Below are 24,831 nucleotides of genomic sequence, written 5' to 3' on the forward strand. Positions count from 1 at the left end.
CTACTCGGCGGGTTGCACCAGCATCCCGGTCTTCTCCTTCTTCACGATGTCTCCCACCTTGACCTTCCCCTTGGTGATCTGCCCTTCGAAGTAGTGCTGACCGACGAGACGAAGGACCTTGACCTCGCCGACCTTCATGACCACCTCTCCCTCCTTCTTCCGGGCCCCTTGGGCCATCAGCGGCAAGGCTACCACGGTGAGGACGAGGACCAGCAGGGTGACTAACGTGACGGTACGCTTCATGACTGCCTCCTTTGCTTTTGATGTTGGTTGCTCACGGACACGGCGGACGCATGTTGGCATTTTCAAATTTTTGTATGCCGGCTCCCTTTGGCAACCGCCCAACCGCTCCTAAAAGTCACCCCCTGAAACGGAAAAAGGGCCGCCCGGAATCTCCGGACGGCCCTTTTGTTTTTTACAGGAAAGAGGATCTTAGATCCCCGCCTTCTCCCTGATGATGGCGGCCTTGTCGGTCCGCTCCCAGGTGAACTCGGGGAGCTCGCGGCCGAAGTGGCCGTAGGCGGCGGTCTTCTTGTAGATCGGACGGAGCAGGTCGAGCTGCTCGATGATGGCGCGCGGGCGGAGGTCGAAGACTTCGCGCACGATCTCGGCGATCCGCTTGGAAGAGATCTTGCCGGTGCCGTTGCAGTCGACCATGACCGAGACCGGCTCGGCGACGCCGATGGCGTAGGCCACCTGCACCTCGCACTTTTCGCAGACGCCGGAGGCGACCAGGTTCTTGGCCACGTAGCGCCCCATGTAGGCGGCCGAACGGTCGACCTTCGAGGGATCCTTGCCGGAGAAGGCCCCGCCGCCGTGGGCGCCGTGCCCGCCGTAGCTGTCGACGATGATCTTGCGGCCGGTGAGGCCGCAGTCGCCCATGGGTCCGCCGAGGACGAAGCGCCCGGTCGGGTTGATCAGGAAGCGGGTCTTGGCGTCGAGCAGGTTGGCCGGGATGATCTTCTTGATGACCTCCTCGATGATCCCCTCCTTGATGGTCTCGTAGGAGACTTCCGGGGTGTGCTGCGAGGAGATGACGACGGTGTCGACGTGAACCGGCTTGTCGTCGATATACTGGATGGAGACCTGGGACTTGGAGTCCGGGCGGAGGAAGTCGAGCGTGCCGTCCTTCCTGACGTCGGCCAGGCGGGACACCAGCTTGTGGGCCAGCAGGATCGACATCGGCATCAGCTCGGGAGTCTCGTTGCAGGCGAAGCCGAACATGAGCCCCTGGTCGCCGGCCCCCTGCTCCTTGAACATCCCCTCGCCCTCGGTCACGCCCTGGGCGATATCGGGGGACTGTTTGTCGATGGAAGTCAGGATCGCGCAGGTTTCCCAGTCGAAACCCATGGCGGAGTCGTTGTAGCCGATCTCGCGGATGGTCTCGCGGACGATCTTGGGATAGTCGACGATGGCCTGGGTGGTGATCTCGCCGGCAATGACGGCCATGCCGGTGGTGACCAGGGTCTCGCAGGCCACGCGGGACTTGGGATCCTGGGTCAGGATGGCGTCGAGGATGGCGTCGGAAACCTGGTCCGCGACCTTGTCGGGATGGCCCTCGGAAACCGACTCGGAGGTGAAGATGAAGTCCTTCATTTCCATGTGGTGAAACCCCCTTACAAATATCTCCAGCGGTTTTATACGAAGCTTGGGACTATATAGAGCTTCCCCATCTTTGTCAATAATTAAATAGAGCCAATCAGGGCACTTGGTACGGAAAAAACCGAGACGGGATCAGGCGGGAAGGAAACGGCGGGACCCCCAAAGGGCGGTCCCGCCGGCGCCGGATTATTCTTCGATGAGACGAGCGGATTTGATGACCACCGGCTCCACCGGGACGTCCTGGTGGCCACCCTTGTTGCCGGTCTTGACGGCACGGATCTGGTCGACCACATCCATACCCTCGACCACCTGGCCGAAAACGGCATAGCCGAAACGGTCCGGGGTCTTGCCGCTGTTGTCGAGGAAGGCGTTATCGACCACGTTGATGAAGAACTGGGAGGTGGCGCTGTCGACCATGTTGGTGCGGGCCATGGCGAGGGTGCCGCGCTTGTTCTTGAGACCGTTCATCGCCTCGTTCTTGATGGCGAACTTGGTCTTCTTCGGCTGAAGATCGGCGTCGAGGCCGCCCCCCTGGATCATGAAGTCCTTGATGACGCGGTGGAAGACCAGGCCGTCGTAGTACTGATCCTTGACGTAGGAAAGGAAGTTGCGGGTGGAGATGGGGGCCTTGTCCTTGAAAAGCTCTATGGTGATGTTCCCCATCGAGGTTTCCATGAGGACCTGCGGGTTCTTCTCTTCAGTCATTATTCGCTCCTTTTTCTACCTTAGTTGATTCATTGGGATTACCATTTAGAATCTTCATTATCATACCTCGCCAGCGAGGTGAATCAAATTTTCCAACGATGTCAACCGTTACCGCCAGGAGTTACCGATGAGATTGCCGAAGCTGGCCCTCGTGGCCGCACTCTGTTTCACCGTTTTCATGACCGCTTCCGCCCGCGCCGAATCACAGAACCGCTTCGCCAAGGTGGGCGAGCGGGCTCCCTACTTCGCCCTCGACGCCCTGGTGAGCACCGAGCCCGGGAAGGAATTCAAGAAACTTTCCATCGACGACTACCGGGGTAAGTGGCTGGTCCTCTTCTTCTACCCCATGGACTTCACGGTGGTCTGCCCGACCGAGATCCGCGGGTTCAACCAGGCGGCGGGTGAATTCAGAAAGCTCAACGCCGAGATCCTGGGAGCATCCATCGATACCAAGTACACCCACCTCGCCTGGGTCCAGCGCGGCGACCTCGGGATGCTCCACTTCCCGCTACTCTCCGATGTCAAAAGGGAAACCGCCCAGGCCTACGGCTGCCTCGACGATAGCGAAGGGGTGGCGCTGCGGGGGCTCTACATCATCGACCCGGACGGGGTCCTCCAGTACCAGCTGGTGCAGAACATGGACGTCGGGAGAAGCGTCGAGGAGACGCTGCGGGTCCTGCAGGCGCTGCAGACCGGCTCCCTCTGCCCGCTGGGGTGGAAGCCGGGGGAGAAGACGATCAAGAAGCCATAAAACCGAGGAACAAGTTCTAGGTTCTATGTTCTATGTTCTACGTTCCAGGTTGTGAAGCCATTCAACTCTGAAAAGCGCAGGGGCCCGGGTTAGCCCATCATGGCGCGCATCTTCGCGAAGAAGCCCTCGGCACTTTTCGCCTCCTCATCGGGGGAGGCCTCCTTCACCACGCCGCTTTGCTGCACGTTCAACACCGAGGCGGGGATCTCCTCCAGGAAACGGGAGGGGATCCTCTCCTGGAGCTTGCCGTACTTCTTCCGGTACAGCGTGCGGGTCATGACCAACTGCTTCCTGGCCCGGGTGATCCCCACGTAGCAAAGCCTCCGCTCCTCGTCGACCGTGAAGTCCTCGTAGATCGCCCGCTTGTGCGGCAGGATCTCGTCCTCCATCCCGACTAGGAAGACGAAGGGGAATTCGAGCCCCTTGCTTGAGTGCAGCGACATGAGGGTCACGGCGTCCAGCCCGTGGTCCTTCTTGTCTTTTCCCGAGAAGCGGTCCTCGTCCATGAGCGACACCTTCTCCAGGAATCCCCCCAGCGTCGGCAGCGGCACCCGCTCCTCGTAGGAGGCCATCGAGTTGATGATCTGCTCGACGTTCTCCACCTTGCGCCGGGCGGCCTTCTGGTCGTCGATGGTGCGGTAGATCTCCTCCTCGATCTTGAGCCGCTCGAAAAGGGCCTTCCCCTTCTCGGCGAGCCCCCCCTCCTCCTTGAAGGCCACCGCCGCATCCAAAAGCGTCTGGTGGAAGGCCAGCACCTTCTCCTTGATGTTGTCGGCGATCCCCTCGATCTCACCCACCCGTGCGAAGGCCTCGAAGAGGGGGCACTCCTTTTCGATCGACCACTGGTTGATGCGGATCACGGTAGAGTCGCCGATGCCGCGCCGGGGGAAGTTGACGACCCGTAGAAGGGCCACTTCGTCCAGGGGGTTGGCGATCACCTTGAGGTAGGAGATGGAGTCCTTGACCTCCTTGCGCTCGAAGAACTGGGTGCCGCCGACCAGCACGTAGGGGATGTCCTCGAAGCGGAGCTGCTCCTCGAAGGCGCGGCTTTGCGCGTTGGTGCGGTAGAGGATGGCGAAGTCCGAGTAGGAGAGGTCGTGCTTGAAACGCTCGAGCTGGATCCGCTCCACCACGCTGGTCGCCTCCTCCTCGTCGTCCTGCACGATGCAGAGGTCGATCGGCGGCCCGTCGCCGGAGGCGGTCCAGAGCTTCTTCGCCTTTCTCACCTTGTTGTTGCGGATGACGCTGTTGGCGGCCTCCAGGATGTTGCCGGTCGAGCGGTAGTTCTGCTCCAGCTTGATGGTGCGGCACCCTTTGAAATCCTTCTCGAAGTCGAGGATGTTCCCGACGTCGGCGCCGCGCCAGCCGTAGATCGACTGGTCGTCGTCCCCCACCACGCAGAGGTTTCCGCACCCCTTGGCCAGGAGGTTCACCAGCAGGTACTGGGAGGAGTTGGTGTCCTGGTATTCGTCGACCATGATGTGGCTGAAGCGCTCCTGCCAGTGTTGGAGGACCGGCGGGTGGTTCTGCAAGAGGTCGGCGGTCAGCATGATGATGTCGTCGAAGTCGATGGCGTTGAAGGCCTTCAAGGCCGACTGGTAGCGGGGATAGACCAGGGCGGCCATCATGTCGACGTCGTCCAGCGGGCTCGGGATGTAGCGTTCGGGGGGAATCAGCTTGTTTTTCGCCCCCGAGATGCGCCAGATGATGCTCTCGGCGTCGTACTTGCGGCCGTCGGTGTTCACCTCGCGGACGATCTGGCGCACGAGCCCCACCTGGTCGGCGGTCGAGTATATGGAGAAGTTCTTCTTGTAGCCGAGCCTCTCGATGTCGCGCTTCAACACGCGCACGCCGAGCGAGTGGAAGGTGGAAAGCACCACCCCCTTGGACTCCTTGCGTCCCACCAGCGCTTCCACCCGCTCCTTCATCTCCTTGGCGGCCTTGTTGGTGAAGGTCACCGCCAGGATCTGGTCGGACGGCACCTTCTTGTTGAGGATCAGGTGCGCGATGCGGTAGGTGATGACCCCGGTCTTCCCGGAGCCGGCGCCTGCCAGCACGAGGAGCGCCCCCTCGGTATGCTTCACCGCGGCGAGCTGTTCGGGATTTAATCGGGAAAGGTCCAGCATCTAAAAAGCCTCTTTGGTTCGAAAATGACCGCCCATTGTTACCAAATGCTCCCGTCCAAGGCAAGGAGGCGATTACCATGCCATTTCATTTGCCCCCACCCTGTGCTATAAAAGCTGACCGCCTTCTAATCGTCATCCACCGCAAGGAGTTTACCAAAGATATGGACGCCACCGCCGCAGCCCGCCGGATCAAGGAGCTCTCCAAGGAGATCGAGCGCCACAACCGGCTCTACTACGAAAAGGACATGCCGGAGATCACCGACGCCGAATACGACGCCCTCTTCCGTGAGCTCCAGCAACTGGAGACCGATTTCCCCGAGCTGGCCCTCCCCGACTCCCCCACCCGCCGCGTGGGTGGACGCGCGCTGGAAAAGTTCGCCCAGGTCCGCCACAGCACCCCGATGCTCTCGCTGGAGAACGGCTTCACCGAAAAGGATCTCACCGACTTCGACGACCGGGTGAAACGCTTCCTCGGGCTCTCCTCCTCGACCACGGTGGCCTACGTCTGCGAGCCGAAGATGGACGGGGTCGCGGTGGAACTGGTCTACGAGAACGGCCTCCTCTCCATCGGCTCCACCCGCGGTGACGGGGTGGTCGGCGAGGACGTCACCGAAAACCTGAAGACCATCCGGAGCATCCCGCTCAGGCTAAGGACCGCCGAGCCGCCGGCGCTTCTCACCGTGCGGGGCGAGGTCTACCTGCCGCTGGCCCCCTTCCAGAAGTTCAACCAGGAACGTGAGGAGGCGGGCGAACCTGCCTTCGCCAATCCCCGCAACGCCGCGGCCGGGTCGCTGCGCCAGCTCGATTCCAAGATCACCGCCAAGAGGCCCTTGAGCATCTTCTGTTACGCGTCCGGGTTGTGCGAAGGGATCGAATTCGACTCCCAGAGCCACTTCCTTGAATCCATCCCAAAGCTCGGCCTGCCGGTCAATCCCAAGATCCGGCTCGCGAACGGGATCGAGGAGGTGCTCGCTTACTACCGCGAGATGATGGAGGTGCGCGACGACCTCCCCTACGAGATCGACGGCGTGGTGGTGAAGGTCGACCGGTTCTCCCTGCAGCGGGAGCTCGGTGAGAAGAGCCGCTCCCCGCGCTGGGCGATCGCCTGGAAATTCCCGCCGCGCCAGGCCACCACCGTCATCGAGGACATCGTCCCCCAGGTCGGGAGGACCGGGGTCATCACCCCGGTGGCACACCTGCGCCGGGTCGAGGTCTCCGGCGTCATGGTCTCCCGCGCCACCCTCCACAACTGGGAGGAGATGGAGCGCAAAGACATCCGCAAGGGGGACACGGTGGTGGTCGAGCGGGCCGGCGACGTGATCCCGGCGGTGGTCAAGGTGATCACCGAGAAGCGCCAGGGGAACGAGACCATGCTCCCCATCCCGCTGACCTGCCCGGTCTGCGGCGGCGAGGTGGTGCGGATCGAGGGAGAGGTGGCGGTCCGCTGCATGGGGCTTGCCTGCCCCGCCCAGCTCCTCGAAAGGGTCAAGCACTTTGCCTCCCGCCACGGGATGGACATCGACGGGCTGGGAGAGAAGTACATCGAGCAGCTCCTCGACCTGGAGCTCATCAAGGATGCGGCGGACCTCTATTCGCTGGAGGAAAAGGACTTCATGAAGTTCGAGCGGATGGGAACGAAGCTCGCCGAAAACCTCCGCACCGCCATCGCCAACAGCAGGAGCCGCGATCTTTCCCGTCTCATCTTCGCCCTCGGGATCCGGCACGTGGGAGAGCATACGGCGAAGCTCCTGGCCTCCGCCTTCGGGAGCCTCGAACATTTAGCCAACGCGACCGTGGAGGAGCTCACCTCGGTGCGCGAGGTCGGCCCGCAGGTGGCGGAGAGCATCGTCGACTTCTTCAAAAACGAGAAGAACCGGGAGTTCATCGCCAAGCTCTCGGCGGCCGGCGTCAATCCCAAGGCCGAGGAGAAGCGCGTAGGTGGCCGCTTCACGGGGAAGACCTTCGTCTTCACCGGCTCGCTCACCCGCTTTACGCGCGACGAAGCCAAGAAAATGGTCGAGCAGGAGGGAGGGCATGCGGCCGGCTCGGTCTCCAAGAAGACCGATTACGTGGTGGCCGGGGCTGAGGCCGGGAGCAAGCTGGAAAAGGCCCAGCAGTTGAACGTCAAGGTGCTCGACGAGGAAGAATTCCTGGAACTGATGAAATAGCCGCGAAGCAAGGTAGAATCTACTCTCTAAAGCGACATCCACCGAAAGGAGAAAAAGCATGACTATCGCGCTGGTAACCGGCGGCAGCCGCGGGCTCGGCAAGAGCATGTGCGTTCATTTGGCCGCCAAGGGGCATGACATCATCCTCACCTATAACACCAACCGGGTAGAGGCCGACGACACCGTCGCCCAGATCGAACGGGCCGGCCGCAAGGCGGTGGCTTTGCAACTCGACGTTTCCGACTCGGGCACCTTCGCCGGCTTCAGCGACGGGGTCAGCAAAGCCCTCACCGATACCTGGCAGACCGAGCGCTTCGACTACCTGGTGAACAACGCCGGAATCGGCACCTGGACACCCTTCACCGAGGTCACCGAGGAGCAGTTCGACCGCCTGATGAACATCCATCTCAAAGGGACCTTCTTCCTCTCCCAGCGGCTCCTTCCGCTCATGAACGACGGCGGGCGGATCCTCAACATCTCCTCGGGGCTCGCCCGCTTCTCGCTTCCCGGATACTCGGCCTACGCGTCGATGAAGGGAGGGGTGGAGGTGCTCACCCGTTACATGGCGCTGGAGTTGGCCCCCCGCAAGATCGCCGTCAACGTGCTGGCCCCCGGCGCCATCGAGACCGACTTCGGCGGCGGCACCGTCCGGGACAATCCCGAGGTCAACGCCGCCATTGCCTCCCAGACCGCTCTGGGGCGGGTCGGTCTCCCCGACGACATCGGCGGCGCCGTGGCCGCCATCCTCTCCGACGACTGCCGTTGGCTCAACGGCCAGCGCATCGAATTCTCCGGCGGCATCCACCTCTAAGAATTTCCCTCTTCTGAACGACCAAAGAGGCGGCTACCAATCCGGTAGCCGCCTCTTTCTTTGCTTCCCCCTCCGCCCATCATCATCCCCCATCCTCACCCTGTCCCTCCCCTTGAAGGGGAGGGAACGGAGGTCCACCCTCGCGCCCCTTCAGGGAAGAGGGAACGATATTCCCCCCTCGCCCCTTTAGGGGAGAGGGGGCCGGGTGAGGGAAGATTTTTCTCCCCTACCCCCAAACGACTTTGCTGCCCCTCCCCTTGAAACAAATCCCCCCCCTTCCCTCCTTCAGGTAGGGTGCCCAAGGGAGATTTTTCGTAGGGTGGGCACCCTGTGGCCACGCGCCGTAGCGGCGTTAAGATGAGGACCAACCGTGCTCGCACCAGTTACACACCATTTGACTCGGGTTCTATAATTTATTTCTTGACAGTATTACTTTATTTTCGTAAAGTCCGATCACATCAGATAGCCGACCTTCGCGGTACAGAATACAGATCCATTTCAATTTTCCCGTCGCCGATGGCGCCCACTCCCCGGAGGGATTAAGATGAGCACCGCAGCAGTTGCCACCCCGCAGGTTCCCGAACAGAGCACCGTGAAAGAGATTCTCGAACAGGGTATCGAGGCCGCCAACGGCCCCATCCAGCTCGCCTGCTCGTTCTCGGTGGAAGACCTGGTCATCATCGACCAGATCCGCCAGCACAAACTCCCCATCGGCATCTTCGCCCTCGACACCGGCCGCCTCAACGAGGAGACCTACCTGGTGGCCGAAGGGATCACCGGACGCTACGGCATCGACATCAACTGGTTCTTCCCGCGCCACGAGGACGTCGAGGCGCTCCTCAAGGCCAAGGGCCCCTACTCCTTCCGTGAATCCCTTGAAAACCGCCACGAATGCTGCCGCATCCGCAAGGTCGAACCGCTCGGGCGCGCCCTGGCCGGGCTTAAGGGATGGGTGACCGGGATGCGCCGGGAGCAGAGCACCACCCGGACCGAGCTCCCCACCATCGAGACCGATCTCCTGCACGGGGGGATCGTCAAGGTCAACCCGCTCGCCAACTGGACCGAAACCGAGGTGTGGGAGTACGCCAGGAAAAACCGGCTCCCGGTCAACAAGCTCCACGCCCAGGGCTATCCCTCCATCGGCTGCGCCCCCTGTACCAGGGCCATCGCCGAAGGAGAACACCCGAGGGCGGGACGCTGGTGGTGGGAGAATCCCGAGCACAAGGAGTGCGGCCTGCACCGCTAGCGGTTTTGCGGCGCATCGGCCTTCCCCGCTCACGTCCCCCCCTGGCAAGCCAGCACCATTTCAGCAATCAACCTCCAAAGACGAGAACGCCAAAATGACAAGCAATCTGACCCATCTTCAGCAGCTGGAAGCCGAGAGCATCCACATCATCCGCGAGGTAGTGGCCGAGTTCCAAAACCCGGTCATGCTCTACTCCATCGGGAAAGACTCGGCGGTCATGCTTCACCTGGCCCGCAAGGCCTTCTACCCTGCCCCGCCCCCCTTTCCGCTTCTGCACGTCGACACCACCTGGAAGTTCCGGGAGATGATCGCCTTCCGGGACCGGATGGCCAAGGAGTCCGGCATGGAACTCCTCGTCCACGTGAACGAGGAGGGGGTGAAGCGCAAGGTCTCCCCGTTCACCCACGGCTCCGCGCTCTATACCGACGTCATGAAGACCGAGGGGCTCAAGCAGGCGCTCGACAAGTACAAGTTCGACGCGGCCTTCGGCGGGGCCCGCCGCGACGAAGAGAAGTCCCGCGCCAAGGAGAGGATCTTTTCTTTCCGGAGCGCCAACCACCGCTGGGATCCCAAGAACCAGCGCCCGGAACTCTGGAGCCTGTACAACACCCGCGTGAAGCCGGGGGAAAGCATCCGGGTCTTCCCGCTCTCCAACTGGACCGAGCTCGACATCTGGCAGTACATACACCTCGAAGAGATCCCCATCGTCCCCCTCTACTATTCGAAGGTAAGGCCGGTGGTGGAGCGCGACGGCATGCTGATCATGGTCGATGACGACCGGCTGGAGCTGAAACCGGGCGAGAGGATCGAACATAAGTCGGTCCGCTTCCGTACCCTGGGGTGCTATCCCCTGACCGGGGCGGTCGAGTCCGAGGCGGACACCCTGCCGGACATCATCCAGGAGATGCTCCTCACCAGGACATCCGAGCGCCAGGGGCGCCTGATCGACCACGATCAGGCGGGATCGATGGAGAAGAAGAAACAGGAAGGATACTTCTAATGGCACATCAATCGGAACTCATCGGGAAAGATATCCTTGCCTACCTCAAGAGCCAGGAAGAGAAGTCCCTTCTGCGCTTCATCACCTGCGGGAGCGTGGACGACGGCAAAAGCACGCTGATCGGGAGGCTCTTGTGGGACTCGAAGATGGTATTCGAGGACCAGCTGGCGGCACTGGAGGCGGACAGCAAGAAGGTCGGCACCCAGGGTGGCGCGATCGACTACGCCCTCCTTCTGGACGGGCTCCAGGCGGAGCGCGAACAGGGGATCACCATCGACGTCGCCTACCGCTTCTTCTCCACCGACCGCCGCAAGTTCATCGTGGCGGACACCCCGGGGCACGAGCAGTACACCCGCAACATGGTCACCGGGGCCTCCACCGCCAAGGTGGCAGTCATCCTGGTGGACGCCCGCAAGGGGCTCCTCACCCAGACCCGCCGCCACAGCTTCCTGGTCTCCCTGGTCGGCATCCGTCACATCGTGCTGGCCATCAACAAGATGGACCTGATCGGCTACGACGCCGACAGGTTCGCCCAGATCGTGAAGGATTACCGGGAGTTCGCGAAGCCGCTCGGCTTCTCGTCGATCACCGCGCTGCCGATCTCGGCCCTGAACGGTGACAACATCATCGAGCGGAGCGCCCATACTCCGTGGTACGACGGTCCCACCCTGATGCACTTCCTGGAGACCGTGCAGGTGGAGGATGACCGGGACCAGCAGCCGTTCCGTCTTCCGGTGCAGTGGGTCAACCGCCCCAACCTCGACTTCCGCGGATTCTGCGGGACGGTGGCCGCCGGTACCGTCCGGCCGGGCGACGAGGTGCGGGTAGCCTCTTCCGGGCTCATCAGCACGGTCTCGAGGATCGTCACCATGAACGGCGACCTCGAAGAGGCGGTGGCCGGCCAGGCTATCACCCTGACCCTCACGGACGAGATCGACATCAGCCGCGGCGACATGCTCACCACCGAACAGGCGCCCCCCCTGTACACGCGCCATCCGGAGGCGCAGCTCGTCTGGCTCCACGACGAGCCCCTGCAACCCGGCCAGCTCTACCTCGTGAAGACCACCACCGGCGTCACTCCCGGACGCGTCACCGCCGTGCACTACGCGGTCGACGTGAACACGCTCGACCAGAAGCAGGTCCCCGACCTGAAGCTGAACGAGATCGGCCTGGCGCGGCTCGAGCTCGACCGCCCGGTACCGTTCGATCCCTACCGGGAGAACCGCGACACCGGGAGCTTCATCCTCATCGATCGCTTCACCAACGCGACGGTGGCGGCCGGCATGGTCATCGAGGCAGCACCCATCGACCACTGCCCGTGCGGCTTGACGGAGGTGGAGACTTCCGCAGCCGGGGGCGAGAGCCAGCCGATCCGGCGCATCAGCCTCGGAGAACTGACGGCGACCAACCTGAACGTGGTAGACCTGAGCAAGGAATGGGGAGCCTTCGCCCTGGATGTCTCGCCGAGGCTCATCGAGTACCTGGAAAAGGGAAACCGGGTGCTGTTCCGATTAAGGGAGTTGGTGCAGTTGAACGCTGTTGCGCTGGTAGCCTACGAGAACGGCCTGGCCTTCGAGTTCGACCGGACCGCCGACGGGATCAGCGTGCTGATCTTCAAGAGGGGCACTGAGCCGCCCAAAGGCTACGGCGACGACGGGACCGGGATCTGATCCCTCGACGTTAAAAGGGGACTGGCACCTGACGGAGCCAGTCCCCTTTACCCTTTCACATCCAAAATCGGCAATTGCTGCAATTGTAGGGTGGGCAGCCCTCTGCCCACCGATTGCCCGACTTCCTGCCGATTGTCCGACCCGCGTGGGCACGGGGTGCCCCCCCACCTGGTCTGCCTTCATTACAGCTCTCTACCCACCGCTTTCCTGAGTACTCCCCCTAGAATAAGGCCCCTCAAACCGGAGGGGGCCGGAAGTGCCTCGCCTACGGCAGGATATTCACCTCGGTTCCCACCATGATCTTATGCGCGAGGCTAAGCCCCTGGTCATTGTTCATCACGAAGCAGCCGCCGGTCACCCGCCGGCCGACCCGTTTGGGGTTGTTGTTGCCGTGGATCCGGTAGATGGCCCCTTTCCACGTCCGGTGGGAGAGCGCGATCTTGAACGGCCCCATGTAGTTCAAGGGGTCGCCCGGCGGCACGGCGGAGGGGAGGACGATCCCCCTTTCCCGGAAAACCAGGCGGGAATACGGGGTCGGGTGCCACCACGGGTCGAAGTAGATGCCGGTCACTTTGCCCAGCCCGGTGGGATAGGTTGCGAGACCACGGACCGCCGTCCCGACCGGGTACTCCGCCACCAGGTCCAGGTCGCCTCCTGAGGTTTTTTGATAGAGTTTCAGCCAGTTTCCACTGATGCTGATCTCGATGTAGTACGACGGCCTGGGGCTCTGGAGGGCTTGGTTTTCGGCTGGGACGGGTTGATTTTCTGCAGGGAGGGGTTGGGCGAGTGGTCCGGGAAGTACCGGGAGGAGGATCATGAGGACTGCCAGCAAAAGCGGTCGCCAGCACATGGTAGGTGTCCTTCTTGGGTTACCACCTGCTCTCCCCTCTCCCACCGGGGGAGGGGCGGGGGTGAGGGGAGGTTCTAAAAGCTTCCCTCACCCGGCCTGCGGCCACCCTCTCCCGGAGGGAGAGGGAATGACTATACAAGGGGCGGCGGTGAGGGGGGCAAAGCCTGCTCTCACTTCGCCAGCTTCGCCGTGAGCGCCGGGACGAACTGCATGACGTCGGCCACCACCAGGACATCGGCCACCTCGCCGATGGGGGCATCCTTGTCCTTGTTGATGGCGACAATGAAGCCGGACTTCTTCATCCCCGCCAGATGCTGGATAGCGCCGCTGATGCCGCAGGCGACGTACAGCTTGGGGCTCACCGTCTGTCCGGTGGTGCCGACCTGGTGGCTGTGCTCCACCCACCCGCTGTCGACCACCGGACGGCTCGCGCCCAGCTGTCCCCCGAGCGCCTTGGCCAGGGCGGCGATCACCGGCACGTTGTCCGCCTTGCCGATGCCGCGGCCGGCACTGACGATCACCTCGGCCTTGGCCAAGTCGATCCCTTTGGCCTCGGCGGCCTCGTAACCGACGAAGGTGACCTTGCCGCTGCCTTCCGTTTCCACCCGCTCAACCTGCGGCGCGCCCCCCCCGGTCACCGCCGGGAAGGCGCCCATCTGGAGGGTCAGCACCACGACGGGCGTGGCGGGCTTCACGCTGCGGCGCATCTTCTGGCTGCAGGAGGGAAGCTCGTAGCCGTCTCCCGTGATGCCGATCACCTCCGAGAGCTGCGCGGCCTTGAGGGCTGCGGCCACCCGCGGGGCGAGATCCCATCCGTATGAGGAGTGGGAGAAGACGACGAGGTCGGGCTTTTCCCGCTCCACCACCGCCAGGATCAGCTTCTTGTGCAGGTCGGGATTGTACTCGCCGCAGGTTGCGGCATCGGCAAGGTACAGTTTCCCGCCGCAGCCGGGGAGGCTCTTCTCCTGCCCCACCATCACCATCGCGGTTTCCGCCCCGACCCGCTCGGCAAATCCTTCCAGTTCGTATCCATACTCAAGGAACGAGCCGTCCCTGCTTTCACCTACCAGCAACGCTTTCATGGCATCCCTCCGGGCCGGTCCCTAGCGCAGTACGCCGGTCTTTTCCTTCAGTATCTGGATCAGCTTGTCCGCCTGTTCGCCCACCTCCCCTTCCAGCACGATACCTCCCCCTTTCTTGGCGGGGGCATAGAACGAGGTGGTTACCGCCTTGGCTTCCTCGTGGAGAAGATCACCCACCGGCAGCACGAGGATCTCCTTCTTCTTCGCCTTCATGATGTTGGGGAGGGTCGGATAGCGGGGGGTGTTGAGCCCCAGTTGGCAGGTCACCACGGCCGGGGTCGTAAGCGTTACCACCCCCTTCACCCCTCCCTCCAGCTCGCGCTTCACGGTGACGACCCCGCCGGCGAATTCGAAGCCGACGATGGTGGTGGCGCAGGCGAAGTCGAGCAGTTCGGCCAGCATGACGCCGACCTGGCAGGAGCCGCGGTCCTGGGACTGGAATCCGGTGAACACCAGGTCGTACCCCTCGTTCCTGGCGTAGGCGGCGATGGCGGAGGCCTTCTGCCAGGGGTCCTTCAGGTGGGCGGCGGGATCCTGGATCTGGACGCCCCGGTCGCACCCCATGGCAAGTGCCTTCTTGATCGCCTCGAGCACCCGGTCCGCCCCCATCGAGAGCACGGTCAGCTCCGGATCGTTACCCAACTGCTCCTTCAGCCGCACCGCCTGCTCGACCGCGAACTCGTCGTACTCGTTCATGCGGAAGGCAAGATCGGTATCAGAGAACCACGTCCCGGCGGCGTCCGGCTTGAAGCGGGATTCCATATCCGGCACCTGCTTGATGCAAACGAGAATTTTCATACCGCCTCCTGGAACTGTCGCGCTCGGTCCCCCTGTCCCTGCTCCGAAACCGCAGGCATCGCGGCCGGAAAGCCGTGGGAGCCGTTCTCATTATACAGAATACCCGAGGAGCCACCGGTACGCAACGGCGTAAGGGGGCGGAATTATTTACGCAAGTGGGGGGAAAAAGAGAATGGTCAGGTGGGGACGGCCATGGTCTCGACGCGGTTGCGGCCGTTCTCCTTGGCGCGGTAGAGGGCCTCGTCGGCCTGGCGGAAGAGGGAGTCGATGCTGTCCACCAAAGGGGAGGGATAGGTGGCGACGCCGGCGCTGATGGTGACGGTGAGATGCTGGAGGGGAGGCGGGAAGGTGTTCTCGAGAACCGCCTGGCGGAGGCGTTCGGCGACCATCACCCCTCCCTGCAGGTTGGTTCCCGGGACGACGAGGACGAACTCCTCGCCGCCGTACCGGGCGGCGATGTCGTAGGCGCGCAGCTGCCGCTGGATGATGGCGGCCACCGACGAGAGCACCACGTCGCCGTTTTGGTGACCGAAGGTATCGTTGACCTTCTTGAAGAAGTCGATATCGGCGATGATGAGGGAGAGGCACTCGTTGTTGCGCCGGGCGCGGAGGAACTCGGCCTCGAGCACCTCGGTCAGATACCGCCGGTTGAACAGGTTGGTCAGGTGGTCGATGTTGGTGAGCCGCTTGAGGAGCTCGTTGGCCTTCTTCAGCTCATCCTGCAGCGACTTGAGCTTCAGTTGCACCTTGACCCGGGCCACCAGCTCGCCGGAATCGAACGGCTTGGTGAGGTAGTCGCAGGCCCCCTGCTCCAGCCCGCGGATCTTGGAGCTGAAGTCCATCTTGCCGGTTAGCATGATGATCGGTATCCCCAGAAGGTCGGGGCGGGACTCGACGAGCTGCAGGAACTTGAAACCGTCCATGCGCGGCATGTCGACGTCGCAGATGACCAGGTCTGCCTTGGAATCGATCAGGGTTTTGAACCCCTCGAGGCCGTCGCGCGCTTCTTTGTACTCCTCAAAGAGGCCGACTTCTTTCAAGGTGTTCACGACCTTGTCGCGGATGGTTGCGGAATCATCAACTACCAGGACACAGGACATCTAGATCTCCAACAGCCAATCAACACTCGCCCCGCTTCGCCACGGCAACCGCGCCGGCGCTTTCCCGCCCGCCGTCACTGCCGGCGTTGCGGTCTGATGAACAGGTAGAGGATGAGCAGAAAAGGAAAGGAGGAAAAGGCGGCCTCAAGATTTCCTGCATAGAGCTGCCAAGTCCCGAAGACGATCACCGCTAGTGCGAAGATGATCATAAAGGTGGCGAAAAGCTTTGTCATAGCAGAATAGTAACCAATATCGGCGCTACTTGTCCAGTTCTTTAATAATTCCTGAGAGATACGAAAATAGATTAGCCTTTGCCCAGACTCAGGGAGTGTTCCAGTCCCAACAGAATTTCAGTTCCTCCTCGGCGACAAAGAGCTCGCAGCAGGTCTTTTTAAAGACAGCATCGTTGGCGGCACTGTCAACCTCCTCCTGTACTGCGGTCTCTATCCTTGAGACGGACAGATCCAAAGTTTTCTCAAATACTCCCTCCAAAAACCCCACTCTCCACCCCGCCTTTTGGAGATTGTCCTTGAAGCGGGCTATGTGAATGCTGTTATTGGGTCCATAGTCAACCAGTAGCACAGCTACTCTAGCCATTGCTTCCTCCTTGACTGTTATTCAAAGATGAAACTCGTGTGAGGACTCATAGATAGCTTACCACACGGCAGGGGCAAGTCAGCCCTTGCGCGTATGGGAAGCCGGACGGACGAAGCAAGCAGGCGGTGCGGCTCGTGAAAGGAAGTGGTGGTGGAAGGCTCAGGAACGCGGGCAAAAAAAGAGGGCAACCCGTCGATTGCCCCCCACTGAATCGGCCGGCAGAAGAGCCGATTGCATGATCCTCAGAGGTAGACGATAGCGTCGGAAAGGTCGGTGATCTTTTCGCCACCCCGTTCGGTGACTGCAAAGGTGTTCTCGATCCCGATGACCCCTTCGCCGGGTATCACGAACTTGGGCTCGATGGCGATGGTCTGCCCCGCCTTGAGCGGCATCTTGAACCCCTGGGCGAGCACCGGGAACTCGTCGAGTTCGAGACCGACGCCGTGGCCGACGAAGCGGGCATTCTCCCCCGGCGCCCCCATGAAGTACTCCCCGAGCCCCGCCCGCTCCGCCATGGAGGCGGCGGCCAGGAAGAGTTCCTCGCAGATTGCCCCGGGCTTGAGGTTTTCGGCCAGGTACCCCTGGATGGAGAGGGAGACCTGGAAGGCGTTGACGAGCCGCCCGGAAAGCCCGCCGATGGCGAAGACCCGCGTCATGTCGACGATGTATCCCTGGAAGATCCCCGTGTAGTCGAGGATTACCGGGGTGCCCGCCATGATCGGGGCCAGGGACGGGCCGTGCGGAGACGCCGCGGAGAGCCCCTGTCCGGTGACGGCGCCGTCGAAGAAGCCGGGCATCTCGGCCGAGCCGGAGACCGCGAGCCCCATGAAGAGCTCCTGGTTGAAGGCGCGCATCCTCACGTACCCTTCGCTGCCGGCTCGGCGCAGACGGGTCTCCATCTCGGCGGCCAGGTCGAGCTCCCGCATACCCTCCCTCAGGAACTCGGGGACCTGGGCAAAAACGGCGGCGGTTTTGCGCCCGGCCTCCCGTAACCGCTCCAGCTCCCACGCGCTCTTCACGGAGCGGAGCTCGCGGTTGATGCCCGAAAGGTCGACGAATTCGCAGGCCGGGAAGAGCTTCGCGTAGAAGTGGTACTGCTGCACCGGAAGGACGTCGAAGGTGAGCCCGATCTTCTTCACCCCGCTCCCGATCAGGTGGGGGAGTTCCTTCGAGGAGGGGAAGGGACGGACGTCGGCGACCGCGGCCTCGCTCCTCGCGCGGGAGAGGCTTTTGCGCACCATGAGGACGGGATCGCCCGAGGCGGGGACGTAGAGAAGCGAGTTCTGGCGGGTCCCGGAGAAGTAGTAGATATCGATCGGGAAGACCAGGAAGGCGGCGTCGATCCCCTTCGCGGCCAGCTCGGACTGCAGTCGCCCGATCCGCGACCTGGATTCTTCGGCGGTTACCATGCCACCCCCCACGTCTCTGCGAAGGCGATCTCCCGCAACTCCTTGCGGGGACGCTGCTTCGGTTCCTGTTCGGGATAGCCCAAGGGGGTGATTCCGATCACCCTGATCCCGGCGGGAATCCCGAGCGCCTGCTTGATCCTCTCCTCGTCGAACCACCCCATCCAGCAGGTACCGAGCCCGAGCTCCTTGGCGGCCAGGCAGAGGTGCTCGAAGGCGATGGCGGTGTCGGCGATGTAGTACTCGATCCCGTTCTCCACGCCGGACTCGGCGGGGTCGGCGCAGACCACTATCAGGCAAGGAGCGGTCGCGATCGCCTTTTTTCCCGGGTTGTCGTCGGGGAAGGCCTCCACGAGAACTCCCCGGCGGGCCGGGTCGGTCAGCACCAGGAACCGCCAGCACTGGAGATTCTTCCAGGAAGGAGCCAGGCGGGCGGCATCAAGGACTTGTTCTATTTTTTCACGCTCAACCGGAGCATCCTGGTACTTTCTGATCGAGCGCCGATCTCGTATCGCCTGCAACACATCCATTTCATTACCCTCCATATCGACGTGGAAGTTATAGATACACCATAAACATTGTTTTGTAAATGTCTGTCACCGCGGGAAACAGCGGCCGGGACCGTGCCCCGCCGGAGAGCCGGCCAAAGGTCCGGGGCAGCTGGATGAACAAAGGGGTCATGAGATGGTCGTCTCCGCCGGCCGCACCGCGGCTCAAAGAAGGCGCGTTCTATCGGCATTCATGGGGTCCTGCACGCTCAAAGCGGTTGACAGCTTGACCCGTATGCACTAGATTAAACCTTTATTTTACCCCCCTTAAGAGGAGTGCATGGACGACATTACCGAAGGCGAAGAGATTACCCCGATCGGCGACCTCGCCATCTCGCTCGGCCTCACCACCCGGACCCTCAGGTACTGGGAAGAGGTCGGCATCCTGCAGAGCGTGCAGAGGAGCGACGGCGCAACCCGCGGGTACACCCCTTACTATGTGCGCCGGATCAGGTTCATCATGAAATTGAAGGAACTGGGGCTCACCATCAAGGAGATGCAGGACCTCTACCTCGCCTACGGCGAGGCCAAGCAGACCGAGAGGATGATCCCGCGCCTGATCGAGATCCTCGACGAGCATGTCGAAAAGATCGACGAGAAGATGTCCAAGCTGGACTCGCTCCGGAACGAAATCGTATCCTACCGCCACAAGATGGAAGAGAAGTTTGGAGCCGCCCAGCGCGCCGACAAGTTGTGACCCCTCCGGCGCCGCCAGCTCTTTTGGAGGCGCCTTGACCTTCATCGCCGACCTGCACATCCATTCCCGCTACTCGCTGGCCACCAGCCACGACCTCACCCCCGAATCGCTCTGGCGGTGGGGTCAACTGAAAGGCATCTCGGTGGTAGGCACGGGAGACTGCACCCATCCTGACTGGCTCGCCGAACTCGAAGAGAAGCTGGTTCCCACCCCGTCCGGGTTATTGGCCCTGCGGGTAAGCCCCGACTCCGTGTCCGTGCCCGCCAGCTGCCGCGGCGAGGTCCGCTTCCTCCTGTCGGGGGAAATAAGCTGCGTCTACCGTAAAGGGGGGAGGACCAGGAAAGTGCACTGCCTGGTCCACCTCCCGGACTTCGCCTCCGCCCACCGCCTCAACGCGGCACTCTCCCGCATCGGCAAGCTCACCTCCGATGGGAGACCTATCCTCAAACTCGACGCCCGCGACCTCCTCGCCATGGTGCTGGACGCCTCGCCCCGGGGGCTCCTGATTCCCGCCCACGCCTGGACCCCTCACTTCTCCGTCTTCGGCCGCTCTTCCGGTTTCGATTCGCTCGAGGAGTGTTTCGGCGACCTGACCCCGCACGTGCACGCCATCGAGACCGGGCTTTCCTCCGATCCCGCCATGAACTGGAGGATCTCGGCCCTGGACGGCATCACCCTGGTCTCCAATTCCGACGCCCATTCACCCGGCAAGCTCGGAAGGGAGGCGACCGTTTTCAAGGGGGAGCCCTCCTATCACGGCATCTACTCCGCCATCGTCGATGGGGACGGGGTGGATTCGACCATCGAGTTCTTCCCGCAGCAGGGGAAATATCACGCCGACGGGCACCGCCCCTGCCGGCTGAGGCTCACCCCGGCGCAAACCGAGGCCGCAGGCTACCGCTGCCCGGCCTGCGGAAGAAAGGTCACCATGGGGGTGGAGCACCGGCTCGAGCAACTTTCGGACCGGCCGCCGGGCGAAAGGCCGCCGGGCGCCCCCCCTTTCCAGTCGGTCGTCCCGCTGCTGGACCTGATCGGCGGGGTCCTTAGGGTCGGCACCGCCTCCAAGAAGGCGGAGGCGGCCTACTTTAGCCTCCTCGAGCGGGTGGGATGCGAGTTCAAGGTGTTGCTGGAGGCGCCGCTGGAGGTGATCGAAGAGGCGTCATCGGCGGAGATGGCTGCCGCTATCGGCGCCATGAGGCTGGGTGAGGTGGAAATCGAGGCGGGTTTCGACGGAGAGTTCGGCAAGGTGGCCGTCAAGCCGCTTGCCCCCTGCCGGTAGCCCCGACGTCCCCCCTCCCGTGGAGGAAGGGGGGATCGGAACGGTGGTAATAGCTTATTTCAGCAGTTCGTCGAAGCGCTTGGTGTCGGCGCCGACCACCTGCTGTCCGTTGATGTAGAAGGTCGGGGTCCCTTGGACTCCCATCTTCCTTGCCAGCGCCAGGTGCTCCTGGGCCAGCGCCTTGACCGCCTCGGTGGGCGGCTTGGCCCCGGCCGGGATCTCCTGTCCGAGCATCATCGAGTCGTAGGCCTGCACCTTGTTGTCGGCGCCGAGGATGTACTCGACCTTGGTGATGGCCTGGGGATGGGCCAGCGGCGAGAAGAAGATGTACTGGGTCACGTCGTTTCTCTTGGTGAAATACTCGTAGGCCTTGCGGCAGTACGGGCAGTCGGGGTCGGTGAATTCGATCACGGTCTTCTTCCCGTCCCCCACCTTGACCGCCTTGTCCAGCGGCAGGTCCTTCACCAGCCGTGCGGAAAGGGCCCCGCGGCGCTCGGCCGTCTTGCTCTTGAGGTCCTTGCCGACCATCTCGCCGATGATGACCAGCTGCTTCTCGGGGTAATAGTAAAAGACGTTCTGGCCGGAATCGATCTCGTAGACGCCGGGGATCTCGCTGGGAAGCACCGCGTCGACGGTGGGGACCTGCGGGAATGCCTCCCTCAGCGAGGCCTCCACCTTCTGGGTATCGGTTTTGGTATCGGCAGCCGCACACGGCAGTGCCGCCCCCGCCAGCAGCAAGAAACCGCAGAGAAATCCGGTCAACCTGCTTCCAAAGTTCATGCCAATCCTCCCTCTAGTCGTGTGAAGTATGAATGGCGGCCAATCGGCAGCCAGGTTCGCTACCTTATCACAACCTGCGCTCATTTGTTCCATCCTTTAATCTCTTTCCTTAAAGTTTCCCCAATTGCTAGATGCTCCCCCCTGCCGGGCCAGGTGGCGGCCGCTAGGAGCGGTCGCCCTGCCTGAAAAAGGGAAGCAGCCGGTCGTAGGTGGCCAGCAGCGCCTCGGGAACGACCCGGATGTCGGCCACCACCGACATGAAATTGTTGTCCCCGCTCCAGCGGGGTACCACGTGGATATGGAGGTGTTCCTCCACGCCTGCCCCGGCGGCCTTGCCAAGATTGATCCCTATGTTGAAGCCGTCGGGGTTCCCCGCCTCGACCAGGACCCGGCGACAGAAGGCCACCCCCCTGAAGAGGGCCACCATCTCCTCACCGGAAAGGGTGTCGAGGTCGCAGGTGTGCCTGACCGGCGCCACCATCACGTGTCCGTTGACATAAGGGTAGCGGTTCAGCATGACCATCACCAGTTCGGTCCGGTGCAGGATCAGCAGCTGGCGGTCGTCACCTTCGCGGCAGAAGATGCACTCCGGCTGTTTCGACTCGGTGATATACTCCATTCTCCAGGGGGCCCATAACCGCTCCATACCCTTTCCTCCCGTTAGCGTCAATCTTCAGTAAAACAGCGGATGTCTCCCGCCACGGGCGGTTTTTCCGTGAAAACGGGCCTTTCCGCAGCCGGTCGGTTTACATTTCTTTAAAACACCTGTTCTATTTTTGTGAAAACAACTTGACACGGGGGGGCGATAGGTTTATTTATCCCTAAGTGCTCATCATGAGCCCCTCCTTCGACAACACTTAAGATTGTACCGGCTTCCACCGACCTGGTCTGCTTTATTTTATACTTTCCTCTTTTCCCTGACACTTCCCGGCCAGAATTCGTTCTCCGTTGGCGGGGGCGTCTGTCGCATCAGCATATCTAATTCAGGAGGTAGCAATGGCAAAAAAAATTGATGCACTCGAATATCACTCCATGGGCCGCAAGGGGAAGATCGAAGTCGTTTCCACCAAACCGTGCCTTACCGCCCGCGACCTGTCGCTCGCGTACACGCCGGGAGTCGCCGAGCCCTGCCTTGAGATAGAGAAGAATCCGGAAGACGCCTACAAGTACACCGCCAAGGGGAACCTGGTGGCGGTGGTTTCCAACGGCACCGCGGTGCTGGGTCTCGGCAACATCGGCGCCATCGCCGGAAAGCCGGTCATGGAGGGGAAAGGTATCCTCTTCAAACGGTTCGCCGACGTGGACGTCTTCGACCTCGAGGTGAACTCGGAGAACCCGGACGACGTGATCAAGGTGGTCCAGCTCCTCGAGCCGACCTTTGGCGGCATCAACCTGGAGGACATCAAGGCCCCCGAGTGCTTCTACATCGAGGAAGAGCTTAAGAAGACCATGAACATCCCGGTCTTCCACGACGACCAGCACGGCACCGCCATCATCTCGACCGCGGCCCTCATCAACGCGCTCATGCTGGTGAACAAGAAGATCGAGAACATCAGGATCGTGGTGAACGGCGCCGGTGCGGCCGGTGTCGCCTGCGCGAACCTCGCCATCTCGCTGGGCGCCAGGCAGGAAAACGTGATGATGTGCGACACCAAGGGGGTCATCTACAAGGGGCGCACCGAGGGGATGAACGTCTACAAGGAGCGCCTGGCGGTGGACACCGAGCTGCGCACCCTGGAGGACGCCATGAAGGGGGCCGACGTCTTCATCGGCGTGTCGGCCAAAGGGGCGGTCACCCCGCAGATGGTCCGCGACATGGCCAAAGACCCGATCATCATGGCCATGGCCAATCCGGACCCGGAGATCACCCCGGAAGAGGCGCTGGCGGTGAGAAGCGATGTCATCATGGCCACCGGCCGCTCCGACTATCCCAACCAGGTGAACAACGTGCTCGGCTTCCCCTTCATCTTCCGCGGCGCACTCGACGTCCGCGCCTCCACCATCAACGAGGAGATGAAGGCCGCCGCCGTCATGGCGCTCGCCGAGCTCGCCCGCGAGGACTGCCCGGACTCCGTCTGCCGCGCCTACGGCAACGAGAAGTTCTCCTTCGGCCGCAACTACATCATCCCCAAGCCGTTCGACCCGAGAGCCCTTCTCAAGGTGGCCCCGGCGGTCGCCAAGGCCGCCATGGATTCCGGCGTGGCACGCCAGCCGATCGAGGACATGGAGAAGTACGTGGAGAGCCTCGAGGCCCTGCAGGGCAAGGCGAAGGAGACCATGCGCTTCATCATCAACAAGGCCAAGTGCGATCCCAAGAAGATCGTCTTCCCGGAAGGGGACAACGAGAAGATCCTCAAGGCCGCCTACGCCATCGTGGAAGAGGGTATCGCCCAGCCGATCCTGATCGGCAACCGGGCCAAGGTGGAGGCCAAGATCGCCGAGATGGGGCTCGACCTCAACCTCCCCATCATCGACCCGGAAGATTCGGAGCTCACCGAGGGGTACGCCCAGGAACTCTACCGGCTGCGCCAGCGCAAAGGGATCACGCTCTCCGAGGCCCGCAGGATCATCCGCCGCAAGTCGAGGAACCACTTCGGCTCCATGATGGTCCGCATGGGGGACGCCGACACCCTCCTCTCCGGTATCGACGCCCACTACCCCGAGACCATCAGGCCGGCCCTCGAGGTGATCGGGAAACAGCCGCAGCTGACCGGCGTCCACGGGATGTACATGATGATCTTCAAGAAGGGGATCTACTTCATGGCCGACACCACGGTGGAGATCGACCCGACCGCCGAGGAGCTGGCCGAGACCGCCATCCTGGCCGCCGAGAAGGTACGCCTGCTCGAGATCGAGCCGCGGGTCGCCATGCTCTCCTTCTCCAACTTCGGCTCGGTGAACCATGAGCTGACCCTGAAGGTGAAGAAGGCGGTCGAACTGGTCAAGCAGAAGGCGCCTGACCTCGAGGTGGAGGGCGAAATGCAGGCCGATACCGCGGTGGTCCCGGAGATCCTTACCAACTACTCCTTCTCCACCCTGACCGGCCCGCCGAACATCCTGATCTTCCCGGACCTCAACTCCGGGAACATCTGCTACAAGCTGCTGCACCGCCTGGGGGGCGCCGAGGCGATCGGCCCCATCCTCATGGGTATGAAAAAGCCGGTCCACGTCCTCCAGAGGGGCGACGACGTGACCGACATCGTCAACATGGCAGCCATCGCCGTGGTGGACGCCCAGAGCCAGGAATAGTCTCCCCCGGTTTCTACCGGAGCAAAAAAAGAAAGGGACCTCGCGAGGGGTCCCTTTTCTTTTTTTCACCAGTGGAATCGTCCGCTCAGTCAACTTCCCTCCCCTTCCCTCCCCTTCACGACGGGAGGGGCGGGGTGAGGCTGGAGGGGAACCAAAGGGACCGGGGAGTGGCAGCCCGTCACCGTCGGGTAAGCTCGGGAAAAGAGGGGCAATATCATGAGGAAGGGGAGGCTTTTCCTTTCCTGATTAGCGCCAATCTTCCGCTGGAAGACAAGCGCGACATATTACGTCGTAGGTGGTTCATATAATCACGGCACATTCCATCCGAGGAGGCTGCCGTGAAGAATCGTTTCCAGTTCCAGTCAG

The 24,831-nt window shown here is 62.3% G+C and carries 22 protein-coding genes; 9 read left to right on the forward strand and 13 right to left on the reverse strand.

Features of this window, described 5'->3' with window-relative positions; genetic code table 11:
• From ACYVL5_RS19675 to ACYVL5_RS19685, 3 genes are all read right to left on the reverse strand, one after another.
• A complete protein-coding gene (locus tag ACYVL5_RS19675; protein WP_460597282.1) occupies positions 1-243 on the reverse strand; it encodes a hypothetical protein in 243 nt (80 codons plus the stop codon).
• Positions 244-432: 189 nt separating this feature from the next.
• Positions 433-1,602 carry a methionine adenosyltransferase gene (gene metK / locus ACYVL5_RS19680; protein ID WP_460597283.1) on the reverse strand — a complete coding sequence of 390 codons (1,170 nt, stop codon included), beginning with the start codon at positions 1,600-1,602 and terminating at the stop codon, positions 433-435.
• 186 nt (positions 1,603-1,788) lie between these two features.
• Complete coding sequence (locus ACYVL5_RS19685; RefSeq protein WP_460597284.1) at positions 1,789-2,307, reverse strand: peptidylprolyl isomerase; 519 nt, start codon at positions 2,305-2,307, stop codon at positions 1,789-1,791.
• Positions 2,308-2,485: 178 nt separating this feature from the next.
• Here ACYVL5_RS19685 and ACYVL5_RS19690 point away from each other — a divergent pair, with 178 nt between their 5' ends.
• Positions 2,486-3,058, forward strand: coding sequence for a peroxiredoxin (locus ACYVL5_RS19690; protein WP_460597302.1), 573 nt, complete (start codon positions 2,486-2,488; stop codon positions 3,056-3,058).
• 89 nt (positions 3,059-3,147) lie between these two features.
• Here ACYVL5_RS19690 and ACYVL5_RS19695 read toward each other — a convergent pair whose 3' ends face one another.
• Positions 3,148-5,184, reverse strand: coding sequence for an ATP-dependent helicase (locus ACYVL5_RS19695; RefSeq protein ID WP_460597285.1), 2,037 nt, complete (start codon positions 5,182-5,184; stop codon positions 3,148-3,150).
• A 161-nt stretch (positions 5,185-5,345) separates the two neighbouring features.
• Here ACYVL5_RS19695 and ligA point away from each other — a divergent pair, with 161 nt between their 5' ends.
• From ligA to cysN, 5 genes are all read left to right on the forward strand, one after another.
• On the forward strand, positions 5,346-7,352 hold the full coding sequence (ligA, locus tag ACYVL5_RS19700; protein ID WP_460597286.1) for an NAD-dependent DNA ligase LigA: 2,007 nt from the start codon (positions 5,346-5,348) through the stop codon (positions 7,350-7,352).
• Between the two features lie 58 nt (positions 7,353-7,410).
• The gene (locus ACYVL5_RS19705) at positions 7,411-8,163 is read left to right on the forward strand and encodes an SDR family NAD(P)-dependent oxidoreductase (RefSeq protein ID WP_460597287.1); all 753 of its coding nucleotides are present in this window, start codon (positions 7,411-7,413) and stop codon (positions 8,161-8,163) included.
• 544 nt (positions 8,164-8,707) lie between these two features.
• Positions 8,708-9,409, forward strand: coding sequence for an adenylyl/phosphoadenylyl-sulfate reductase (locus ACYVL5_RS19710; protein ID WP_460597288.1), 702 nt, complete (start codon positions 8,708-8,710; stop codon positions 9,407-9,409).
• Positions 9,375-10,409 carry a sulfate adenylyltransferase subunit CysD gene (gene cysD / locus ACYVL5_RS19715; RefSeq protein WP_460597303.1) on the forward strand — a complete coding sequence of 345 codons (1,035 nt, stop codon included), beginning with the start codon at positions 9,375-9,377 and terminating at the stop codon, positions 10,407-10,409. The genes ACYVL5_RS19710 and cysD overlap by 35 nt, the downstream gene beginning before the upstream one ends.
• Entirely contained in the window at positions 10,409-12,079 is a 1,671-nt protein-coding gene (cysN, locus tag ACYVL5_RS19720) for a sulfate adenylyltransferase subunit 1 (RefSeq protein ID WP_460597289.1), read from the forward strand. Before cysD ends, cysN begins: the two co-directional genes overlap by 1 nt.
• A 265-nt stretch (positions 12,080-12,344) precedes the next feature.
• On the opposite strand, the gene ACYVL5_RS19725 is transcribed toward cysN, so the two are convergent.
• From ACYVL5_RS19725 to ACYVL5_RS19755, 7 genes are all read right to left on the reverse strand, one after another.
• Entirely contained in the window at positions 12,345-12,929 is a 585-nt protein-coding gene (locus ACYVL5_RS19725) for a L,D-transpeptidase (protein WP_460597290.1), read from the reverse strand.
• Between the two features lie 170 nt (positions 12,930-13,099).
• Positions 13,100-14,011, reverse strand: coding sequence for an electron transfer flavoprotein subunit alpha/FixB family protein (locus ACYVL5_RS19730; protein ID WP_460597291.1), 912 nt, complete (start codon positions 14,009-14,011; stop codon positions 13,100-13,102).
• 21 nt (positions 14,012-14,032) lie between these two features.
• Positions 14,033-14,809 carry an electron transfer flavoprotein subunit beta/FixA family protein gene (locus ACYVL5_RS19735; protein WP_460597292.1) on the reverse strand — a complete coding sequence of 259 codons (777 nt, stop codon included), beginning with the start codon at positions 14,807-14,809 and terminating at the stop codon, positions 14,033-14,035.
• Positions 14,810-14,985: 176 nt separating this feature from the next.
• Positions 14,986-15,909, reverse strand: coding sequence for a PleD family two-component system response regulator (locus ACYVL5_RS19740; protein WP_460597293.1), 924 nt, complete (start codon positions 15,907-15,909; stop codon positions 14,986-14,988).
• A gap of 321 nt (positions 15,910-16,230) precedes the next feature.
• The gene (locus ACYVL5_RS19745; protein ID WP_460597294.1) at positions 16,231-16,506 is read right to left on the reverse strand and encodes a hypothetical protein; all 276 of its coding nucleotides are present in this window, start codon (positions 16,504-16,506) and stop codon (positions 16,231-16,233) included.
• Between the two features lie 242 nt (positions 16,507-16,748).
• Positions 16,749-17,915, reverse strand: coding sequence for a M24 family metallopeptidase (locus tag ACYVL5_RS19750; protein WP_460597295.1), 1,167 nt, complete (start codon positions 17,913-17,915; stop codon positions 16,749-16,751).
• Entirely contained in the window at positions 17,909-18,442 is a 534-nt protein-coding gene (locus ACYVL5_RS19755) for a nitroreductase family protein (protein WP_460597296.1), read from the reverse strand. The genes ACYVL5_RS19750 and ACYVL5_RS19755 overlap by 7 nt, the downstream gene beginning before the upstream one ends.
• A 298-nt stretch (positions 18,443-18,740) precedes the next feature.
• Here ACYVL5_RS19755 and ACYVL5_RS19760 point away from each other — a divergent pair, with 298 nt between their 5' ends.
• Positions 18,741-19,157 carry a helix-turn-helix domain-containing protein gene (locus ACYVL5_RS19760; protein WP_460597297.1) on the forward strand — a complete coding sequence of 139 codons (417 nt, stop codon included), beginning with the start codon at positions 18,741-18,743 and terminating at the stop codon, positions 19,155-19,157.
• Positions 19,158-19,191: 34 nt separating this feature from the next.
• On the forward strand, positions 19,192-20,436 hold the full coding sequence (locus ACYVL5_RS19765) for an endonuclease Q family protein (RefSeq protein ID WP_460597298.1): 1,245 nt from the start codon (positions 19,192-19,194) through the stop codon (positions 20,434-20,436).
• Positions 20,437-20,490: 54 nt separating this feature from the next.
• On the opposite strand, the gene ACYVL5_RS19770 is transcribed toward ACYVL5_RS19765, so the two are convergent.
• Positions 20,491-21,216, reverse strand: coding sequence for a DsbC family protein (locus tag ACYVL5_RS19770; protein ID WP_460597299.1), 726 nt, complete (start codon positions 21,214-21,216; stop codon positions 20,491-20,493).
• Positions 21,217-21,379: 163 nt separating this feature from the next.
• On the reverse strand, positions 21,380-21,862 hold the full coding sequence (locus ACYVL5_RS19775) for an HIT family protein (protein WP_460597300.1): 483 nt from the start codon (positions 21,860-21,862) through the stop codon (positions 21,380-21,382).
• Between the two features lie 350 nt (positions 21,863-22,212).
• Between ACYVL5_RS19775 and ACYVL5_RS19780 the strand changes: the two genes are divergently transcribed.
• Complete coding sequence (locus ACYVL5_RS19780; protein WP_460597301.1) at positions 22,213-24,465, forward strand: NADP-dependent malic enzyme; 2,253 nt, start codon at positions 22,213-22,215, stop codon at positions 24,463-24,465.
• Positions 24,466-24,831 lie beyond the last annotated feature (366 nt).

It is taken from the genome of Geomonas sp. Red276, from assembly GCF_054784495.1.

Bases quoted from the DNA above. Each gene is read 5' to 3' on its own strand.
- ACYVL5_RS19730 (WP_460597291.1), bottom strand. From the start codon at position 14,011: ATGAAAGCGTTGCTGGTAGGTGAAAGCAGGGACGGCTCGTTCCTTGAG.
- ACYVL5_RS19735 (WP_460597292.1), bottom strand. From the start codon at position 14,809: ATGAAAATTCTCGTTTGCATCAAGCAGGTGCCGGATATGGAATCCCGC.
- ACYVL5_RS19745 (WP_460597294.1), bottom strand. From the start codon at position 16,506: ATGGCTAGAGTAGCTGTGCTACTGGTTGACTATGGACCCAATAACAGC.
- ACYVL5_RS19675 (WP_460597282.1), bottom strand. From the start codon at position 243: ATGAAGCGTACCGTCACGTTAGTCACCCTGCTGGTCCTCGTCCTCACC.
- metK (WP_460597283.1), bottom strand. From the start codon at position 1,602: ATGGAAATGAAGGACTTCATCTTCACCTCCGAGTCGGTTTCCGAGGGC.
- ACYVL5_RS19710 (WP_460597288.1), top strand. From the start codon at position 8,708: ATGAGCACCGCAGCAGTTGCCACCCCGCAGGTTCCCGAACAGAGCACC.
- ACYVL5_RS19725 (WP_460597290.1), bottom strand. From the start codon at position 12,929: ATGTGCTGGCGACCGCTTTTGCTGGCAGTCCTCATGATCCTCCTCCCG.
- ACYVL5_RS19705 (WP_460597287.1), top strand. From the start codon at position 7,411: ATGACTATCGCGCTGGTAACCGGCGGCAGCCGCGGGCTCGGCAAGAGC.
- ACYVL5_RS19750 (WP_460597295.1), bottom strand. From the start codon at position 17,915: ATGGTAACCGCCGAAGAATCCAGGTCGCGGATCGGGCGACTGCAGTCC.
- ligA (WP_460597286.1), top strand. From the start codon at position 5,346: ATGGACGCCACCGCCGCAGCCCGCCGGATCAAGGAGCTCTCCAAGGAG.
- ACYVL5_RS19695 (WP_460597285.1), bottom strand. From the start codon at position 5,184: ATGCTGGACCTTTCCCGATTAAATCCCGAACAGCTCGCCGCGGTGAAG.
- ACYVL5_RS19775 (WP_460597300.1), bottom strand. From the start codon at position 21,862: ATGGAGCGGTTATGGGCCCCCTGGAGAATGGAGTATATCACCGAGTCG.
- ACYVL5_RS19760 (WP_460597297.1), top strand. From the start codon at position 18,741: ATGGACGACATTACCGAAGGCGAAGAGATTACCCCGATCGGCGACCTC.
- cysN (WP_460597289.1), top strand. From the start codon at position 10,409: ATGGCACATCAATCGGAACTCATCGGGAAAGATATCCTTGCCTACCTC.
- ACYVL5_RS19780 (WP_460597301.1), top strand. From the start codon at position 22,213: ATGGCAAAAAAAATTGATGCACTCGAATATCACTCCATGGGCCGCAAG.
- ACYVL5_RS19770 (WP_460597299.1), bottom strand. From the start codon at position 21,216: ATGAACTTTGGAAGCAGGTTGACCGGATTTCTCTGCGGTTTCTTGCTG.
- ACYVL5_RS19690 (WP_460597302.1), top strand. From the start codon at position 2,486: ATGACCGCTTCCGCCCGCGCCGAATCACAGAACCGCTTCGCCAAGGTG.
- ACYVL5_RS19740 (WP_460597293.1), bottom strand. From the start codon at position 15,909: ATGTCCTGTGTCCTGGTAGTTGATGATTCCGCAACCATCCGCGACAAG.
- ACYVL5_RS19755 (WP_460597296.1), bottom strand. From the start codon at position 18,442: ATGGATGTGTTGCAGGCGATACGAGATCGGCGCTCGATCAGAAAGTAC.
- ACYVL5_RS19685 (WP_460597284.1), bottom strand. From the start codon at position 2,307: ATGACTGAAGAGAAGAACCCGCAGGTCCTCATGGAAACCTCGATGGGG.